The sequence below is a fragment of the Akkermansia muciniphila ATCC BAA-835 genome, from assembly GCF_000020225.1.
GTDB classification, from domain to species: Bacteria; Verrucomicrobiota; Verrucomicrobiia; order Verrucomicrobiales; family Akkermansiaceae; genus Akkermansia; species Akkermansia muciniphila.
On the sequence record NC_010655.1, the window covers coordinates 1,969,099 to 1,985,853 of the forward strand.

The 16,755-nt window shown below is 56.6% G+C and carries 10 protein-coding genes; all 10 read left to right on the top strand.

Annotation, left to right across the window (positions count from 1 at the left end):
* Positions 1–6 precede the first annotated feature (6 nt).
* On the top strand, positions 7–2,592 hold the full coding sequence (gene hrpB / locus AMUC_RS08725) for an ATP-dependent helicase HrpB (protein WP_012420668.1): 2,586 nt from the start codon (positions 7–9) through the stop codon (positions 2,590–2,592).
* A 114-nt stretch (positions 2,593–2,706) separates the two neighbouring features.
* Entirely contained in the window at positions 2,707–4,947 is a 2,241-nt protein-coding gene (locus AMUC_RS08730; RefSeq protein WP_012420669.1) for an inorganic phosphate transporter, read from the top strand.
* Between the two features lie 503 nt (positions 4,948–5,450).
* Positions 5,451–6,749: a TlpA family protein disulfide reductase gene (locus tag AMUC_RS08735; protein WP_012420670.1), complete on the top strand. Its 1,299-nt coding sequence runs from the start codon at positions 5,451–5,453 to the stop codon at positions 6,747–6,749.
* Positions 6,750–6,757: 8 nt separating this feature from the next.
* Positions 6,758–8,140, top strand: a complete 1,383-nt coding sequence (locus AMUC_RS12680) for a CCA tRNA nucleotidyltransferase (protein ID WP_123038955.1) — start codon at positions 6,758–6,760, stop codon at positions 8,138–8,140.
* 26 nt (positions 8,141–8,166) lie between these two features.
* Positions 8,167–9,936, top strand: a complete 1,770-nt coding sequence (locus tag AMUC_RS08745) for an alpha-amylase family glycosyl hydrolase (RefSeq protein ID WP_081429188.1) — start codon at positions 8,167–8,169, stop codon at positions 9,934–9,936.
* A gap of 111 nt (positions 9,937–10,047) precedes the next feature.
* Positions 10,048–12,573 carry an Amuc_1098 family type IV pilus outer membrane protein gene (locus AMUC_RS08750; protein ID WP_081429190.1) on the top strand — a complete coding sequence of 842 codons (2,526 nt, stop codon included), beginning with the start codon at positions 10,048–10,050 and terminating at the stop codon, positions 12,571–12,573.
* Positions 12,574–12,651: 78 nt separating this feature from the next.
* Positions 12,652–14,235 (top strand): hypothetical protein, encoded by a 1,584-nt coding sequence (locus tag AMUC_RS08755; protein WP_012420674.1) that lies wholly within the window; start codon positions 12,652–12,654, stop codon positions 14,233–14,235.
* Between the two features lie 15 nt (positions 14,236–14,250).
* Positions 14,251–14,979, top strand: a complete 729-nt coding sequence (locus AMUC_RS08760; protein WP_012420675.1) for a lysophospholipid acyltransferase family protein — start codon at positions 14,251–14,253, stop codon at positions 14,977–14,979.
* Complete coding sequence (gene folD / locus AMUC_RS08765; RefSeq protein WP_012420676.1) at positions 14,952–15,827, top strand: bifunctional methylenetetrahydrofolate dehydrogenase/methenyltetrahydrofolate cyclohydrolase FolD; 876 nt, start codon at positions 14,952–14,954, stop codon at positions 15,825–15,827. The genes AMUC_RS08760 and folD overlap by 28 nt, the downstream gene beginning before the upstream one ends.
* Positions 15,828–15,894: 67 nt before the next feature.
* Positions 15,895–16,677: an enoyl-ACP reductase FabI gene (locus AMUC_RS08770; RefSeq protein ID WP_012420677.1), complete on the top strand. Its 783-nt coding sequence runs from the start codon at positions 15,895–15,897 to the stop codon at positions 16,675–16,677.
* The last annotated feature ends 78 nt before the right edge of the window (positions 16,678–16,755 follow it).

The following is a 16,755-nucleotide window of genomic DNA, read 5'->3' on the forward strand; positions in this document are numbered from 1 at the left end:
CCCGGTATGGTTTTTTCTTCTCTTCCCATTGAGGAAATCCGCGGAGAATTGATGGAGGCTCTGCGGGTTCCTTCTCCGCGCATTTTGTTGAAAGCTCCTACCGGCTCCGGCAAGTCCACCGGCGTTCCTCCGATGATGGATGACGCCGGTCTGGGAGACCGTGGCCTGATTGTCGTTGTACAGCCCCGGCGGATGGCCGCTCGCCTGCTGGCGCGGCATGTGGCCCGGCTGCGCGGGGTGGAGCTGGGAAAAGAAGTGGGGTATGCGGTGCGTTTTGAACGGTACATTTCCTCCCGCACCCGTATCGCGTACGTGACGGACGGCATGTTGGAGCGCTGGCTGACGGAATGGCCCTCCCTGGAAGGGGTGAGCGCCGTGGTGTTTGATGAGTTCCATGAACGCAGCCTTTCCGGGGATTTATCCCTGGGGCGTGTGCTGGATCTGCAGGAAGGGCCGCGCCGGGATCTGGCCGTGGTCGTGATGTCCGCCACACTGGAGATATCAGGGCTGCGGGAATATATGGGAGGTTCCTGCCGGGTTCTGGAAGCGCAAGGCAGGCAGTATCCCGTGGAAGTCGTTTACCGGGCTCCCCGCCTGGTCAGTGACGGACGCGGCAGGGTGGCTCCTCCCCCCATATGGGAGCAGGCGGCGGATGTTGTGCGGGAGGCGGTGAGGGAGGATGACTGCGGGGATGTGCTGGTATTTATGCCGGGCGTGTATGAGATACGGAAAACGGTGGAGTTGCTGGCAGGAAAGCCGTGGATGAGCGGCCGGGACGTTTTTCCCCTTTACGGGTCTCTGGCGCCGGAGCAGCAGAATTGCGCCGTGGAGCGGGGGGATATCCCCCGTGTCATTGTTTCCACTAATGTGGCGGAAACTTCCCTGACGATTGAGGGAGTGCGTACGGTGGTTGATTCCGGGCTGGTCCGCCGGTCCGGATGGGATCCGTACCGGGGGATGGATACGCTGCATCTGGTGAAGATTTCCAAGGCGTCCGCCGCTCAGCGCGCGGGCCGTGCCGGGCGCGTGGCTCCGGGGCGCTGTTTCCGGCTGTGGAGTGAGGCGGAACAGGCCCGGAAGGAGGATTTTGACCCGCCCGAATGTTTCCGGGTGGATCTGGCCGGAGCCGTTTTGAATTTGGCTGCCTGGGGCGTCACCGTACCGGAAAATTTCCGTTGGCTGGATGTTCCTGCCCCCCTGGTGATGCAGCGGGCCGTGAATTTGTTGGCTGCCCTGGGTGCGACGGAAGAGGATGGAAGCCTGACGGATACGGGAAAAAGGATGACCGCTTTTCCCCTGCCGCCCCGGCTGGCCCGTCTGATGGTGGCCGGCCAGGATGAACAGTGTGCCGTGGAGCTGGCCGCCGTTGCAGCCCTGATGCAGGGAGAAGGTGTTGCGGTAAAGGGGGGGCTGAACGATCATTTGCGCGATTCTGCGGATTACACGGATTTCCAGGCGGAGTGGCGCGCGGTGGAGAAGGCTGTGGATGCCGGTTTTGGGGCGGCGGCGTGTACCCGCTGGGGCATCTCTTCCCGCGGGGCGCGGGAGGCATGGATGGCATACCGGCAGCTTCTATCCGTCGGCAGCCGGGGAAAAGCCCGGGAAACGCCGGGACCGGATTTTACGGCGGCGCGCCCTGCCGTAGTCCGTGCAATGATTGAGAGTTTTGCGGACCATGTGGGTGTGCGAAATGGCGTGGCAGCCAATACATGCCGCATGGCCGGCGGGGTGGGCGGCAGGCTGGCGGAAGGAAGCGTGGTGTTTCAAGGAGAGCATTTCGTAGCCGCAGAGGTGGCGGAATTGTCCGGAAAGGCGGTGGAAACCCGTGTGGGACGCTGTACGCTTATTGCGCCGGAAGATTTGCGTTCCATTTGGCCGGAGCGTTTTTCCTGCGGGGAGGAAGCCGTCTTCGATGCCGCTTTGCGGCGCGTGCGTCTGCACCGGAAGCTGATGTATGGAGATCTGGTGCTGGAGGATCGTGACCGCGGGGATGCCCCTCCGGAGCTGGCCGCCCCGGTTTTGGCTGAAAAAGTAGTGGACGGAACCCTGAAGCTGGTGAAATGGAATGATGCCGTGGAACAGTGGATACGCCGTCTTAATGGTTTGAGCGTTTGGATGCCGGAACTGGAGCTGCCCCGGTTTTCGGAGGAGGACAAGCTGGTCGCCATTTCTTTGGTCTGTGAAGGGGCCGTGGGTTATAAGGACATCAAGGAAAGGGAAATTATTCCCGTGCTGAGGGATTGGCTTTCCGGCTGGCAGGCGAAGGCGCTGGACGATTATGCCCCGGTAAGCCTCACGTTGCCCAACGGCCAGCACGCCAAGGTCAGGTACGGGGAGGATTCCTCCCCGGTGATCAGTCTGACGGTGCAGCGCCTGTTCGGCGTGGCGGTTTCCCCACGCATTGCCAACGGGGCCGTACCCGTGATTGTGGAGGTGCTGGCCCCCAGCCAGAGGCCGTGGCAGGTAACGGGATCTCTGGAAAGTTTTTGGCGGAACGGATACGGGCAAATGAAAAAGGACCTGGCGGGGCGTTATCCCCGGCACCGTTGGCCCGACCCCGGGGAACTGGATTTCCTTCCCCGTTCCCGGTGATAAGGAGAAAGGATTTTTCTGTAACAAAACAGTAGCAAAATCGACCGTTTCCGTGTAAAGAGGCGGTGGTGCAGCTCGCGGATGCCCTCCGCCCACCATTCACAAGAGACAGTTATGGACTCAATTTACTGGATTATCATCACAGCCCTGCTGCTTCTGGCGGCATTTGACTTGATCAACGGCGTAGCGAATGACGCTGTCAACTTCCTCAATTCCGCCATCGGTTCCAAGGCTGCACCCGTGCGGGTGATCCTGACCGTAGCTTCCATCGGCGTGCTGGTGGGGGCCTGTTTCTCCGGAGGCATGATGGAAGTAGCCCGCAACGGTATTTTTCACCCGGACATGTTCAGTTATCATGAAGTGATGCTGCTTTTCCTGGGGGTAATGATCAGCGAAGTGATTCTGCTGGATACCTTCAATACTTTCGGATTGCCTACGTCCACCACCGTTTCCCTGGTATTCGGTATTTTGGGGTCTGCCGTAGCGACGGCCCTGTTCAAGATTTCCAAGCTCCGCCTGGTTCAGTCCGTGTGGGATTTCATTAATACGGACAAGGCTTTTGAGATTGTCACCAGCATTCTTCTTTCCGTAGCCATCGCCTTTACGGTAGGCACCATCGTCATGTGGATTTCCCGTCTGGCGTTCACGTTTAAATACCAGTCCCGGTTCAAATGGTTCGGCTGTTTCTGGTGCGGCATTGCCATGACGGCGATAGCCTATTTTGCCGTTTTCAAGGGCTTGAAAGAGTCTACCCTGATGGAGCCCTCGTTCATCCAATACATTGACCAGAATCTGGGCATGGCCCTGCTCACGGCCTTCGGCGGTTTTTCCGTGCTCATGTTCCTGCTTCAGCATTTGTTCATGACGAATATTCTGCGCCTGACCGTTCTGGCGGGCACTTTTTCCCTGGCCCTGGCTTTTGCGGGCAACGACCTGGTGAATTTCATCGGCGTTTTCATGGGTGGTCTGGATTCCTTCCAGTACGCCAGCAGCGTGGCGGCGGCCGGTGGCTCTCCCTCATCCATCACCTCCATGGAGTGTCTGATGCCGGGGCAGGGCATGCCGGTAAACCATTATATTTTGTTCGCCGCGGGCTGCATGATGATTTTTGCCTTGTGGTTCTCCAAAAAGGCAAAAACGGTGATCGCCACCGGCGTGGAACTTTCCAGGCAGGGTGAAGGCGGTATTGAGCGTTTCGGCTCCGTCCCCCCCGCCCGCGCCATCGTTCGCAGCGCCATCGCCCTGGGACGCGGGGTGAAAAGGCTTATTCCCGCCCGCATGCTGGTGCGCATGAACCACCAGTGGGATCCCGCCCCCCAGCCCTTGAATCCCAAGGACCGGGTGGCATTTGACCTGATTCGCGCCACGGTGAACCTGACGGTTGCTTCCCTGTTGATTGCATGGGCTACTGGCAGGCAGCTCCCTCTTTCCACCACGTACGTGACGTTCATGGTGGCGATGGGCTCCTCTCTGGCGGACAAGGCATGGGGAAGGGAGAGCGCGGTTTACCGTGTAACCGGCGTGCTGACGGTGATTTCCGGCTGGTTCATGACCGGGCTGGCTGCCTTTACGCTGGCCGCCGTCATGGCTACCATCCTGCATTACGGACAGGTGTACGCCATCTTCGGTCTGCTGGCCCTGGTGGTTGTCATTCTGGTAAAGTCCACCATCATGCACCGCAAGCGGGAAAGCAAGCTTTCCGTAGAGCGTTTTGACCAGATTACGGAAGAAAATATCCTGGATGTATGCAGCCACCAGATTGTGGACAGCACGCTCAAGCTGCGGGAAATTTACAATGACACCGTGGAAAACTTTTTCCAGGGGGACAGGAAGGCCCTGAAAGAACTGGCGGATGCCGCAGAACGGCTGGCCATGACCAGCAGCGAACATCACAAGTACGATATTCTCCCTATTCTGTACAAGATGCAGTCCCGCTCCCTGGATATGGGCTACCACTTTGTGCAGGCCCTGGAGCATCTGAATGAAGCTACGCAGAGCCTGTCGCAGTTTTCCGAGTCCATCTTCACGTATGTGGATAATAACCACACGCCGTTTACGATTGACCAGGTGGACGATTTGAAGGAGGTGCATACCGCCCTCATCAAGCTGCTGGATGAATATTGCAAAATGCTCCAGACGGGGACGTACATTCAGTTCGACTATACGATGGTGGCCCAGGAACAGCTTCTTCAACTGGTGGCAAAGGCCACCAAGCGCCAGATCAAGCGGGCCCAGCGCAACCAGACGCGCACCCGTTCCTCCCTGCTTTATCTGAACATGCTTAATGAAATGAGGTTTATGGCCGTGCAGGTGCGGGCCCTGACCAATGACGAACGAAACTTTGTAGCGGCCTGAAGCGGCGGTTCTCTGTTTTTTTCACGTAAGGAAAAAAATTCTTGAGCGTTTAATTCGTGAAGGTATCCTGAATGAACAGGGATGTTCGATAAGGGAGGAACGAGAGCTTCCCTTGTCACCAGGAATAACCCTGATTTCATAGGTAGTTAGTTGGAGCGGCTACGGGAGAAATTCCGTAGCCGCTTTTTTGTCTTCCCGGGCCTTGTGTCATACAAAAGAAATAATGTTTGAACATATTTGCCGTGTGTTTGTCTCACCCATAACGGTTATGATCCGGATGCAGTGAAAGAGAGAGCGCTTCATCCACTTAAGGACTCAACCGTCTTCATAGGTAGTTAGTTGAACAGCAGCCCCGGCGAAGGGATTCGCCGGGGTTTGTTCATTTCCGGAAGATGTATTCCGCGCTGTAAACAGCTGGAAGGGAGGGGAAAAGAAAAAATAGGCTGCGTTTTGCCACGGGGTTTGATTGACGTGTGGGACGCGTCAGGGCATAGTGGCAGGGTATGAAGAGAGCGTTTTGCGTGATAGCCGGTGCATGCAGCCTGCTTGGATGGGCTCCGGCGGACGAGACGGGCATGAACAATGTGCTGGAGGATTGGCGGATGAGGCAGTCCGACTGGGAATCCGCATTGAAAACGGCTGAAAGCGGGGAAAAAAGGGCGGAATTGATGAAGAACCGTCCGGATGCCGTTCCGGTGGCTCGGGAATTATGGAGGCTGGTAGGGCGCGACCTTCAGAAGCCCGAGACTCAAAAATCCTGCCTTCTTCCGGCTGTCGTCTGGTTTCTGGATCATCCCCAGGCTGTAGCGCAGGCGTTCCCCAATGGAGACATGGCCAGGAAAATTGTCGTGTTCTGCCTGGATTCCCTGGAAAATACGCTGTTCCGGGAACAGGGGGCAGGAAAGGCGGCGTATGCCCTGAGCAATTCCCGTGACCTGCGCTGCCGCGTTATTCTGGAACAGATCAAGGATTACAACCAGTTCCCTGAGGACCAGGGCCTGGCTTCCCTGGGCCTGGCCATGGTGATGAAGGAAACGACAGGGATGCTTCAGGATGACGTCAGGCTGGTGGCGGCCCGCGGAAAATTGCTGAAAGACGCCATTATCAAATGCTATGATTCCAGTTTCGGCCCTATTCCGGTTCAAAATATTGTGAAGGAGGAACTGTATGAAATACGCAATCTCAATATTGGGCAGACCGGGCCTGAAATCAGCCTTCCCTCTACCGCGGCGTCCGGAAAAGTGACGCTCCCCTCCGGGAATAAGCCCGTGCTGGTGGTTTTTTGGGATCCGCAGGATATGCGTTCCGTTCAGTTTTTGCAAAAAGCCGCGTCTCTCCGGAAAGAATTTCCCGGTTTGACGGTGATGCCGGTGGCTCCCGGAAAGAGAGAGAACATAGAAAAGGCCCTGTTGAACTTGAAAATGGATATGCCCTCCCTGGTGGATGAAAAAGCGGCGGCGTTTAAGGATTACCGGGTGAGGCTCACCCCGCGGGTGTATCTGCTGGACCCTGCGGGGAAAATCCTGATGCGCGGCACGCCGGATATGCTGTTTGACGCCAACCTGTACGCGGTCATGGGCAAACTTGAGGGAAAAAAGAAAGAAAAGCCGGATGGGAAAAAGTCTCCCTCCTCCCCTGCTTCCTCCAAGCCTGTTTCTCCGCCGGCCAGGATTAATTCCCCGGATACGCGCGTTCCCTCTGTTTCCCGGCCTGATAGGCCGCGGCCCGCGTTCCCTTCCGCCCCCTCCGGTGCGGAGGACCATTCTCTTTCCGCTCCTCCTTTGAGGCCCATGCCTGAATGATCCGTTTCATGGAGGGGATTCTGTTGAGAAAGGCCGCGGAGGACGTGGCCCGGGTTCTTTCCGGAGCAGGACACACCGTATATTTTGTGGGCGGCTGTGTTCGGGACAGGTTGCTGGGATATTCCGTGAAGGATATCGATATTGCCACCTCCGCCCGCCCGGATGAAGTGTTGCGCCTGTTTCCGGATGCCTGGGAAGTGGGCGCCGCCTTCGGCGTGGTGCTGGTACGCCGCGAAGGTTTTTCCTTTGAGGTGGCGACCTTCCGCAGAGACGGAAGCTACAGGGATGGCCGGAGGCCGGAGGACGTCTGTTTCACGGATGCGGAAGAAGATGCCCGGCGGCGTGATTTTACCATGAACGGCCTCTTTGAAGATCCGTTTTCTTCGCCTCCGGGCCGTGTGGTGGATTATGTAGGCGGAGTGGAGGATATCCGGGCCCGCGTATTGAGGTGCATCGGGGAGCCGGACCGTCGTTTTGAAGAAGATTCCCTGCGGCTGATGCGCGCCGTACGTTTTGCCGTTACTAGGGAAGTTCAGGTGGAGAAGGAGACTTGCTCCTCCATTTTCAGGAACGCTCCGCTGCTGGCCCGGATTTCCCCGGAACGCATCCGGGAGGAACTGGACAGGATTTTATTGTCTCCCGGAAGGAAACGGGGTGTGGAAATGCTGGTGGAAACGGGGTTGATGAAGCATGTCATTCCGGAAATATACGATATGATAGGCTGTACGCAACCTCCCCAATGGCATCCGGAAGGAGACGTATACACCCATACGCTGATGATGCTGGATGCGCTGGGAAGGGACGGCTCCCCCGTGTCTTTGAAGCTGGCCCTGGGGGTTCTGCTGCATGACATCGGGAAACCTCCCTGCCGTCAGGTGGATGAAACGGGGCGCATCCGTTTTTCCGGTCATGACAAGGAAGGTTCTTCCATGGCCAGGGTCATTTTAAGAAGGCTGAAATATTCCAATGCCGTGGTGGATGCGGTGTGTTCCATGGTGGAGCGCCATATGCGCTTCATCAACGTGAGGCAGATGAGGAAATCTACGCTGCGAATGTTCATGAACGCTCCTCATTTCCGGGATGAACTGGAACTCCACCGCCTGGATTGCCTTTCCTCCAACGGACTGATGGACAACTGGCAATTTGTCAGGGACTTCATGGATTCCTACCGGAATGCCCCTCTGGTTCCTCCTCCTCTGGTGACCGGGCGTGATCTGGTGAATCTGGGGCTGTCCCCGGGGCCTGATTTCGGGAAATGGCTGTCCCGTCTGCAGGAACTTCAGTTGGAGGGAACGCTCCGGACCAGGGAGGAAGCCCTGCTGCAGCTGGGACAAATTGCCCCGGTGGAACAGAATGCGCTTGCAGAATACCTGAAAAAGTTAGCATTATAAGCGTCAAAATTTGATTATTTCAACTCATGCGTCCTGTCATTTATCAACTATTTGTTCGTCATTTTTCCAATATGGAGACCCATGGAGTTGACTGGGGGAGCCGGGAAACGAACGGGTGCGGAACTTTTAATGGAGTGACGGATAAAGCCTTACGTGAAATAGCACGGATGGGTTTCACACACATCTGGCTGACCGGGGTATTGAGGCACGCTACGCAGACGGCCCATCCCGGGCTGGCCGCCCAGCCGGAATCCATCGTAAAAGGCCTGGCAGGAAGTCCCTATGCCGTGGTGGATTATTTTGACGTGGATCCGGACCTGGCCTCCTCCCCGGAGAAGAGAATGGATGAGTTCAAGGCTCTGGTAAAGCGTTGCCGGACGGTGGGGCTGCTGCCGATGATGGATTTTATTCCCAACCATGTTTCCCGAGCCTACCTGGCGGACTGGGACGGGCATGACGATTTTGGAGAAGGAGATGATCCCCATACGTTTTTTTCTCCGGAGCAGGGGTACTTTTACCTGACCTCCAACAGCCTTGGGGACGGTCCACCCCTGCGTCTGCCGGACGGCCTGTTTGAAGGGGAAATGACGTTCGGCCGTGTGACGGGCAACAATGCCGTTACATGGAATCCCGGCAAGTACGACTGGTATGAAACGGTCAAGCTCAACTACGGCTATAACTTTATGGCCGGTCTTCCTGCCCTCCGCCTGTTGCCGGGGTGGACCAGCCCCAAGCAGCATGTGCCCAAGACATGGCGCATCATGGACGATATCCTTTCCTTCTGGCAAAGCCTGGGCATCGGCGGTTTCAGGTGCGACATGGCCCAAATGATCCCCATGGCTTTCTGGAAATGGGCCATTTCCCGTTCCCGGGTGCGTCTGCCGGACGTGTTTTTCATGGCGGAGGCATACAACGACCACATGAAAACCACACCCGGCGATCCGTGCGCCGCCCTTCTGGATGCCGGATTTAATGCCGTTTACGATTCCGACTGCTATCATCTGGCGCTCCATATGTACACGGAAAATAACTGGGCCAATGACTTCGACCGGCTTTTCCGAAGCAATCCCATATACATGACCCACGGCGTCCGCTACGTGGAAAACCATGATGAAACGCGCGTGTGCTCCCCTCTTTCCTGGGGCGGCGTGGGGCGCGTTGTTCTGCCGGCGGTCATGACGCTGGTGTATGCCTCCGGGAGCGGTCCCGTGCTGGTGTACAACGGGCAGGAAGTGGGGGAACGGGCGGAGGGGCCCGGCGGTTTCGGCGGACATGACGGGCGTACCAGTATTTTTGACTATACCTGCCTCCCCCGGCTCCAGCCCTGGGTGGCGGATGGCCGGTTTGACTCTTCCCTGTTGCCGGAAGAGTCCGCAGAACTGAGAAATTTTCATCGGAAGCTTCTTCCTCTGATGCAGCATCCGGCGCTGGACCGGGGAGATTTTTACGGCCTGAACTGGGCTAATATGAAAAACACCACTTTCGGCAGGGAACCGGCGGAAGACACTTCCGGCCACTGGGTATATGCCATGCTCCGGCATGATGCCCGCGCCAGGGCCACCGTGCTTGTGGTGGGGAACCTTTCTCCAAATATCAATTTCTACAACCTGCGCATTTCCATTCCCCAGCACGCTTTCGGCTGGTGCGGCATCCAGACGGATCGGGTACGCGTCAGAAACCTGATGGACGCCGAGGGTGAGGACAGGATTTTTGAGCGGCGGGAATTGATGGACTGCGGTCTGTCCCATCCCCTGAAACCGGGACATGTGGGCGTGCTGGAACTGTCTGCCGTTTAGAGAAGCGTTCCCTCCGGAGGGAAGCTGCAGCCTTTGCCGATATTTTTTACTCTGCTGGGCGTTTTTATGATGACGGGCGGTTTTTAATTCGGTATAGTCCCGGAAATTCCTATGACTAGACGTTTCCCTCACTCCATGTCTGCCATTCAGCAAATTGCCATGGCGCTTGCCGTTGCCGGTATTGGAGCCGGCCAGGGGCTGGCCCAGGAGGGGGCAGGGGCCGCACGCCGGGCAGCAGCCCGGATGGAAGAGCAGGCTCAGGCTTCCATGCTGCTGTTAGGGCAGGCGCGTCAGCAATATTCCGAGGGCAAGTACCAGGAAGCTCTGGACAATTACCGCAGAAGCCTGACTGCGCTGCCCAAATCCCCCAATATGGAGAAGCGCCGCCGTTTCCTGGAAACCAGCATCGCGGATGCCAGTGTGGCTGTGGCTCAGGAATATATCAAGGCGGGGCGTTACGATGAGGCCGTCAAGTTGCTGGAAGATGCCCTGAAATCCACTCCGGACCATGCCTTGGCCAGGCGCACGTTGGAAATAGCCCGCGACCCGGTGCGTACGAATCCGGCATTGTCTCCGGAACACGTAAAAAATGTAGAGGAAGTCAACCGTCTGCTTCACCTGGCTTTCGGCTATTATGAACTGGGCCAGTATGATGCGGCCCTGAAGGAATTTACGTCCGTCCTTAAGACGGACCCTTACAATACGGCGGCGCGGCGCGGCATGGAACTGGTTAACCGCGCCAGAACCGCCTATTTTAGCGCTGCCAGGGATGAAACCCGCAGCAGTGCCCTGGCGGATGTTTCCAGACAGTGGGAGATGCCCGTTCCTTTGACGGAAACACCGGAGGAACCCGCTTCATTTTCCCGGCCGCTGGATAACCCGGTGGTGAATGTGGACCAGAAACTAGGCATGATCCGCCTGCCCCGTGTGCAGCTGGATGGAGCGACGGTGCAGGAAGCCGTGGACTATCTGCGCAGCCAGGCCAGGACGCATGATGCCACGGCCATGACTGCGGCGGAACGCGGCGTGAATATTTCCGTGGATCCCGGTCCTGCAGACAGCGTTTCCGCCAGGGACGCCGCCGCCAAGAGAATTACGCTTAATCTTCAGAATGTACCTCTTCGTGAGGCCCTGGAATACGTGGCGCGCGCATCCGGCCTTATTCTGCGGACAAATGCCTTTGGTGCGGAACTGGTATCCAGTTCAGACGGAACTTCCTACATGGTCACCAAGTCCATTACCCTTCCGCCGGGCTTCTTTTCCGGATTGTCGGAGGACTCTGGCGCCGAAAATTCAGACCCCTTCAGTTCCGGTGATTCCGGTTCTTCCGGCATGACCCTGAAACGGGTGGATCCGCAAAAGGCGCTGGCTTCCATGGGGGTGAAATTCCCGGAAGGCAGTTTCATTAAATACAACTCGGGCAACTCCACTCTTCTTTTCCATGGCACGCCCAGAGATTTGAGCATGCTGGAGGAGCTGGTAGCGGCCAGGACTGCGGAACAGCCCCTCCAGGTGGTGGTCAGCGCGACCTTTCTGGAAGTCAATCAGACGGACTTGGAGGAATTGGGCTTTAACTGGATCGTCAATCTGAACCTGGACCCTACCAAGTGGTTCATGGGCGGCGCGGGAACCGATAAAAATGACTATAACAATTCCGTGCTGGACAGCGCCGCCAATGTGGCCGGAGCCGTCGCTCCCGCAGGAGTGGTGGGCGGGCTGCGTTCCGGCAACCAGGTTTTTACGGAAGATAGCATTGACAGCATGATAGAACGCGGCACTTCCGCCAGAAGTTCTGATGCGACCTATGTTCCCGGCGGCGCTCCCAGCATCGTCACTCTGCGCGGCATGTGGAGTCACGCGGATATCACGATGATTATGCGCGGCCTGAGCCAGAAAAAAGGCACAGACATTATGCAGCATCCTTCCGTGATTGTGCGCCCCGGTGAAAAAGCCACCTTTTTCAGCGGCAGGGAACTGATTTACCCTACGGAATATGATCCGCCTGAAGTTCCCAACAGCACGGGCAATAATAATGACTGGGGCGACAATGACAATAACGGCGGCGGTATTCCGGTCATGCCCATGACTCCCGCCCATCCCTCTGCCTTTGAAACCAGGCAGCTCGGCACGATCTTCAATGTGGAAGTGACCGGCATCAGCGATGACAAATCCATCGTGGAAATGACCGTAGTGCCGGAAATCGTGGATTTTGACGGTTTCATCAACTACGGCACGTCGCTTTTCGTTCCCATGGTCTCCCAGGAAAAGGACGCAAAGGAAGAAGTCGTCATGGTGAAAACTTCAGACAACTTCATTCTTCAGCCCGTGTTTTCCACGCGGCGCCTGACCGCTCCGGTGCGCATAGCCACCGGCAATACGCTCGTCATCGGCGCCTTGAAAAAATCCACTTCCATTACGTATGAGGATAAAATTCCCGTTCTGGGGGATATTCCCTGGGTGGGGCGTCTTTTCCGTTCCAAGGGGTCCAAGGAACAGCGCAAGGCCATCATCATCATGGTAAAGGCGGAAGTGGTGGATCCGGGCGGCAAGAAGCTTTATACGCCGGATACTTCCATTCCGGACGATGAGGTCCCGGCAGGGGACGCTTCGCTCCCCGCCCTCAGCAATGCCCAGTAACCTTTAACCGGATCAAGACCATTGAAAAACAGCGGTTCCGATTTTGAGTCTTCTCCGCCCCAGGGGGCTGATAATATCATGCGTCAGCTGCATGCGTCGGATTCCCACGGAGTAGAACGGAGAAGGGAAGTAGTAGTGCGCCCGGACGGCAGCAAGGTGATCCGGGTGGAAAAGCGTCGGCGGACTTACAGTGACGACCAGCGGGACGCCAAACAGGCCATGTTGAAAAACAAGCGTTTTTTAATAGGCCTTTGCATTCTGGTTCTGCTGGCTGCCGGTGCGCTGGCGGGGACGTATATGTACCGCCTTACTTCTTTCAATACGGAGGAATTTGCTGGCCGTCTGCAAGCTGATCTTTCCGCCGCCTGGGGCGGAGAAGTGAAAATTTCCGGAATGGCGGTGGATGGCCTTACCATGAAGGCTTCACGCATCAGGATATCCTTTCCGGAAGATTCCTGCCTGTCCTTTGTGGCGATGGAAGGCATCTCCGGGGAAATTTCCGCCGTGCCCTTGTTCATGGGGAAAATCAAGGGGGAAAGCCTTAATGTGTCCAGGGCGGTAGTCGGTTTGCGGCCCGGATTCGTTAAATTTGCCGTACCGCAGACGAAACGGGAATTGCCGTTCGTTTTCCGGCGATACACAGCGCCGCGTCTGGAAGTGGGGTATGCCCATGGGACGGAAGAATTTACTCTGGAGAGGAATGGCGCTCCCTTTTATATGACGGCGGAAGCCTACATCCGCACGTCCGGGAACGGACCTGAACCGGAATACGTGCTGGATCTGTCACAGCAAAAATTGAAAATCAAGGGCTGGCCACTGATGGGGGTTGATTCCGGTTCCGTCATTCTAAACGGGAGCGGCGTCAAGCAGCTCACTTTTTCCGGTTTTCTGGACAAAGGGCGCCTGCTCAATAAGCCTACGGATCTCAGCCCCTTCATGATTACGGGGAATTTCCTTCTGGGTACGGATTTCCGTCACCAGGCGTGGACTTTGACAGGAAAAAATTTCGATCTCGCTTCCCTGCTGGGAGATGATTTCTCTTCCCTTCTCAAGGTGCAGACGGGAGAACAGGAAGGGGATGAAAAGCATGAATTGAAGCTGGATTTTGCTTTGCCTGTAACAACTGAACAGAAGAGGCCCTCCCTAAAAGGATACAGCGGTTCCGTTATCAAGGCGACCATGATCAGGCTGCCTGTTTTGCGCCTGCTGGCGGCCATGACTGCCCGGAATACGGAAATAAGGCTGCCGTACTCTTCTCCCGTCTTTACGTCCGGTTCTTTCCTGCTGGAAAGCGATGGAACGGGCCGTTCCGCCTCCCTGAAGGAAATTTCCCTGTTTGAGCAGGGCTTTCTGGGAGTGACCGGGGGGGTGTACAGCAACGGTACTTCCTTGACGGGGAAGCTGGTTTTTAAAATTCCTTCCTACATGGTGGACAGTCGGAAACTGCCTTCCGGCGTGACGCAGGAAGGGCATGAAATTATTCTTCCTGTGAAAATTTCCGGTACTCCGGAGTCTCCACAGGACAACTCTGCCGGAATGTTCCAGGAAGAGGCGCCGCGCACGGGCCGCCCGGAAATGCATACCGCTCCTTCCCGTGGAATAGCTCTTCCAGCTCCGTCAAATTCCTCTCCTTCCCGTATTACGGTAGACGGATTCATGTGATATTGCCAGGACTCCATGCTGCTGCTCAATCCTATTGTTCGGAAAACATCTGAAAAGCGTTCCCGCTGGTGGACCAGGCTGGCCGGATTTGGCCTGTGGTCCGTACTCCAGCCCATTTGCATGAGCCTGAATATCCGTTCCATCAAGGAGGAGCATGATGATGTTTATACGGCGCCTTTTCTGGTAGCCCTTTGGCACAACCGCACGATGGTGCCGGGTTATGCGTGGTCCCTGGCCCAGAAGCCGCTCAAGATGAGTGTGCTTACCAGCGCCAGCAAGGACGGCGCCCTGGTGGAGGCCGTATGCAGGCATTTTGGCCTGGGTGCCGTCCGGGGATCTTCCGGACGGCGGGGGGCTCTGGCCTACATGGAAATGATGCGAAAGGTCCAGGAGGGGGACGTCTGCTTCTGTTTTACTCCGGATGGTCCGCGAGGCCCTATTTACGAAGTGCACCACGGTATTGTCAAACTGGCCTCCCAGTCAGGGCTGCCCATCGTTCCCGTATGCATCGAATATGAAAGCTGCTGGCGTTTGAACAAGACCTGGGACCGCTATGCCATTCCCAAACCGTGTTCCAACGTAAATATTCTATGGAAAAAGCGCCTGTTCATTCCTCCGGACGCGACGGATGAACAGGTGGCGGATTATGCCCGTCTTCTGGCCGGGCTGCTTGGCGAGGGGCTTCCGGACTTCCCGCCTCTTAACCAATCATTATTATGCAAATCATCGATGGAAAACAAGTAGCTTCCCAGGTGCTGGAAGAGGTTGAAAGGGATATTGCCCGGCTCAGGGAACAGGGAATAACGCCCGGCTTGGCCGTGGTTCTGGTAGGGGAAGATCCCGCTTCCCAGGTATATGTAAATTCCAAGGTGAAAAAGTGTGCGGAGCTGGGGATGAATTCCCGTAAAATAGTTCTCCCTTCCGACGCCTCCCAGGAAGAACTGCTCCGGATTGTCCGTGAATTGAACGTGGATCCTTCCGTCCACGGCATACTGGTGCAAAGCCCGCCTCCCCCCCATATCGACGAGGCGGCCGTGGTCCTGGAAATAGACCCTGCCAAGGATGTGGACGGCTTCCATCCGGAGAATGTCGCCAAGCTGGTGCTGGAAGATGAGACCGGTTTTGTACCCTGTACCCCTCTGGGCTGTATGAGGCTGTTAAAGGCCGCCGGCATTGAAACGGCGGGAGCGAATGCCGTGGTCATTGGCCGCAGCATGATTGTGGGCAAACCGATGGCGCATCTTTTGATGTCCAAACAGGCAAACGCTACCGTAACCGTGGCTCATTCCCGTACGAAAAACCTGCCGGAACTTTGCCGTTCCGCTGATATCATCGTGGCAGCCATAGGCCGGCCCGCTTTTGTGACGGCTGATTTTGTGAAAGACGGCGCCGTAGTGGTGGATGTGGGCATCAACCGCGTGGAAGATGCCTCCGCCAAGCGCGGCTACCGGATTGTGGGAGACGTAGCCTATGACGAGGTGGCTCCCAAGTGCCGGGCCATTACTCCCGTGCCCGGCGGCGTGGGGCCGATGACTATCGCCATGTTGATGGCTAATACGGTCAAAGCGTGCCGCCAGCAGACGGGAGCCTGACGAAAATGCCGTGACGTCCGTTTTTCTTGTCAAATGAAGGAAAGTAGGGCAGTATTCAGTTACCATTATGTCAAGTAAATTACTCGAAGGCAAAGTTGGTGTCGTAGTCGGCGTAGCGAACAAGCGCAGCATCGCGTTCGCAATTGCCAAGGCGTGGCATGAAGCGGGCGCAAAGCTCATCTTCAATTATCAGGGAGAACGTCTCAAGGACGGAGTTCTCAAGCTGATCCATGAGAACTTCGGAGAGGATGTTCCCGTTTATGATCTGGATGTCAGCAGTGATGAATCTGTTAACGCTTTCTTTGAAAGGGTCCGCCAGCATACGGATAAAGTAGATTGTCTGCTGCATTCCGTGGCTTTTGCCCCGAAGGAGGCTCTTGGCGGCAGTTTCCTGGAAACGGGCCGCGAGGCGTTCAAGATTTCCCTGGATATCTCCGCTTATTCCCTGGTAGCTCTTTCCCGCGCCGTGGAACCCATGATGTCCGACAACGGCAGCATTTTGGCGATGTCCTATCTGGGATCCGAAAAAGTGGTTCCTAACTACAATCTGATGGGAGTTTCCAAAGCTGCCCTGGAAGCCTGCACCCGTTATCTGGCTTATGATTTGGGCCGTTCCCGCGGTATCCGTGTCAATTGCATCAGTGCAGGCCCCATGCAGACGCTGGCTGCTCGCGGCGTTTCCGGTTTTAACACCATGTTCAAGGTGTATGAGGAGCATGCCCCTCTGGGCCGTTCCTGCACGGGTGAGGAATTGGGAGCCACCGGCGTTTTCCTGGCCAGTGACGGCGCAGCCGCAATCACCGGGCAGGTGATTTACGTGGACGGCGGTTATCAGATCATGGGAATGTAACGCGTTCCTTGCGGAAGCTTTCTTCCTGTTCACAAGCCGTACCGGTTTTTCCGGTACGGCTTGTTTACGGTTTCATGG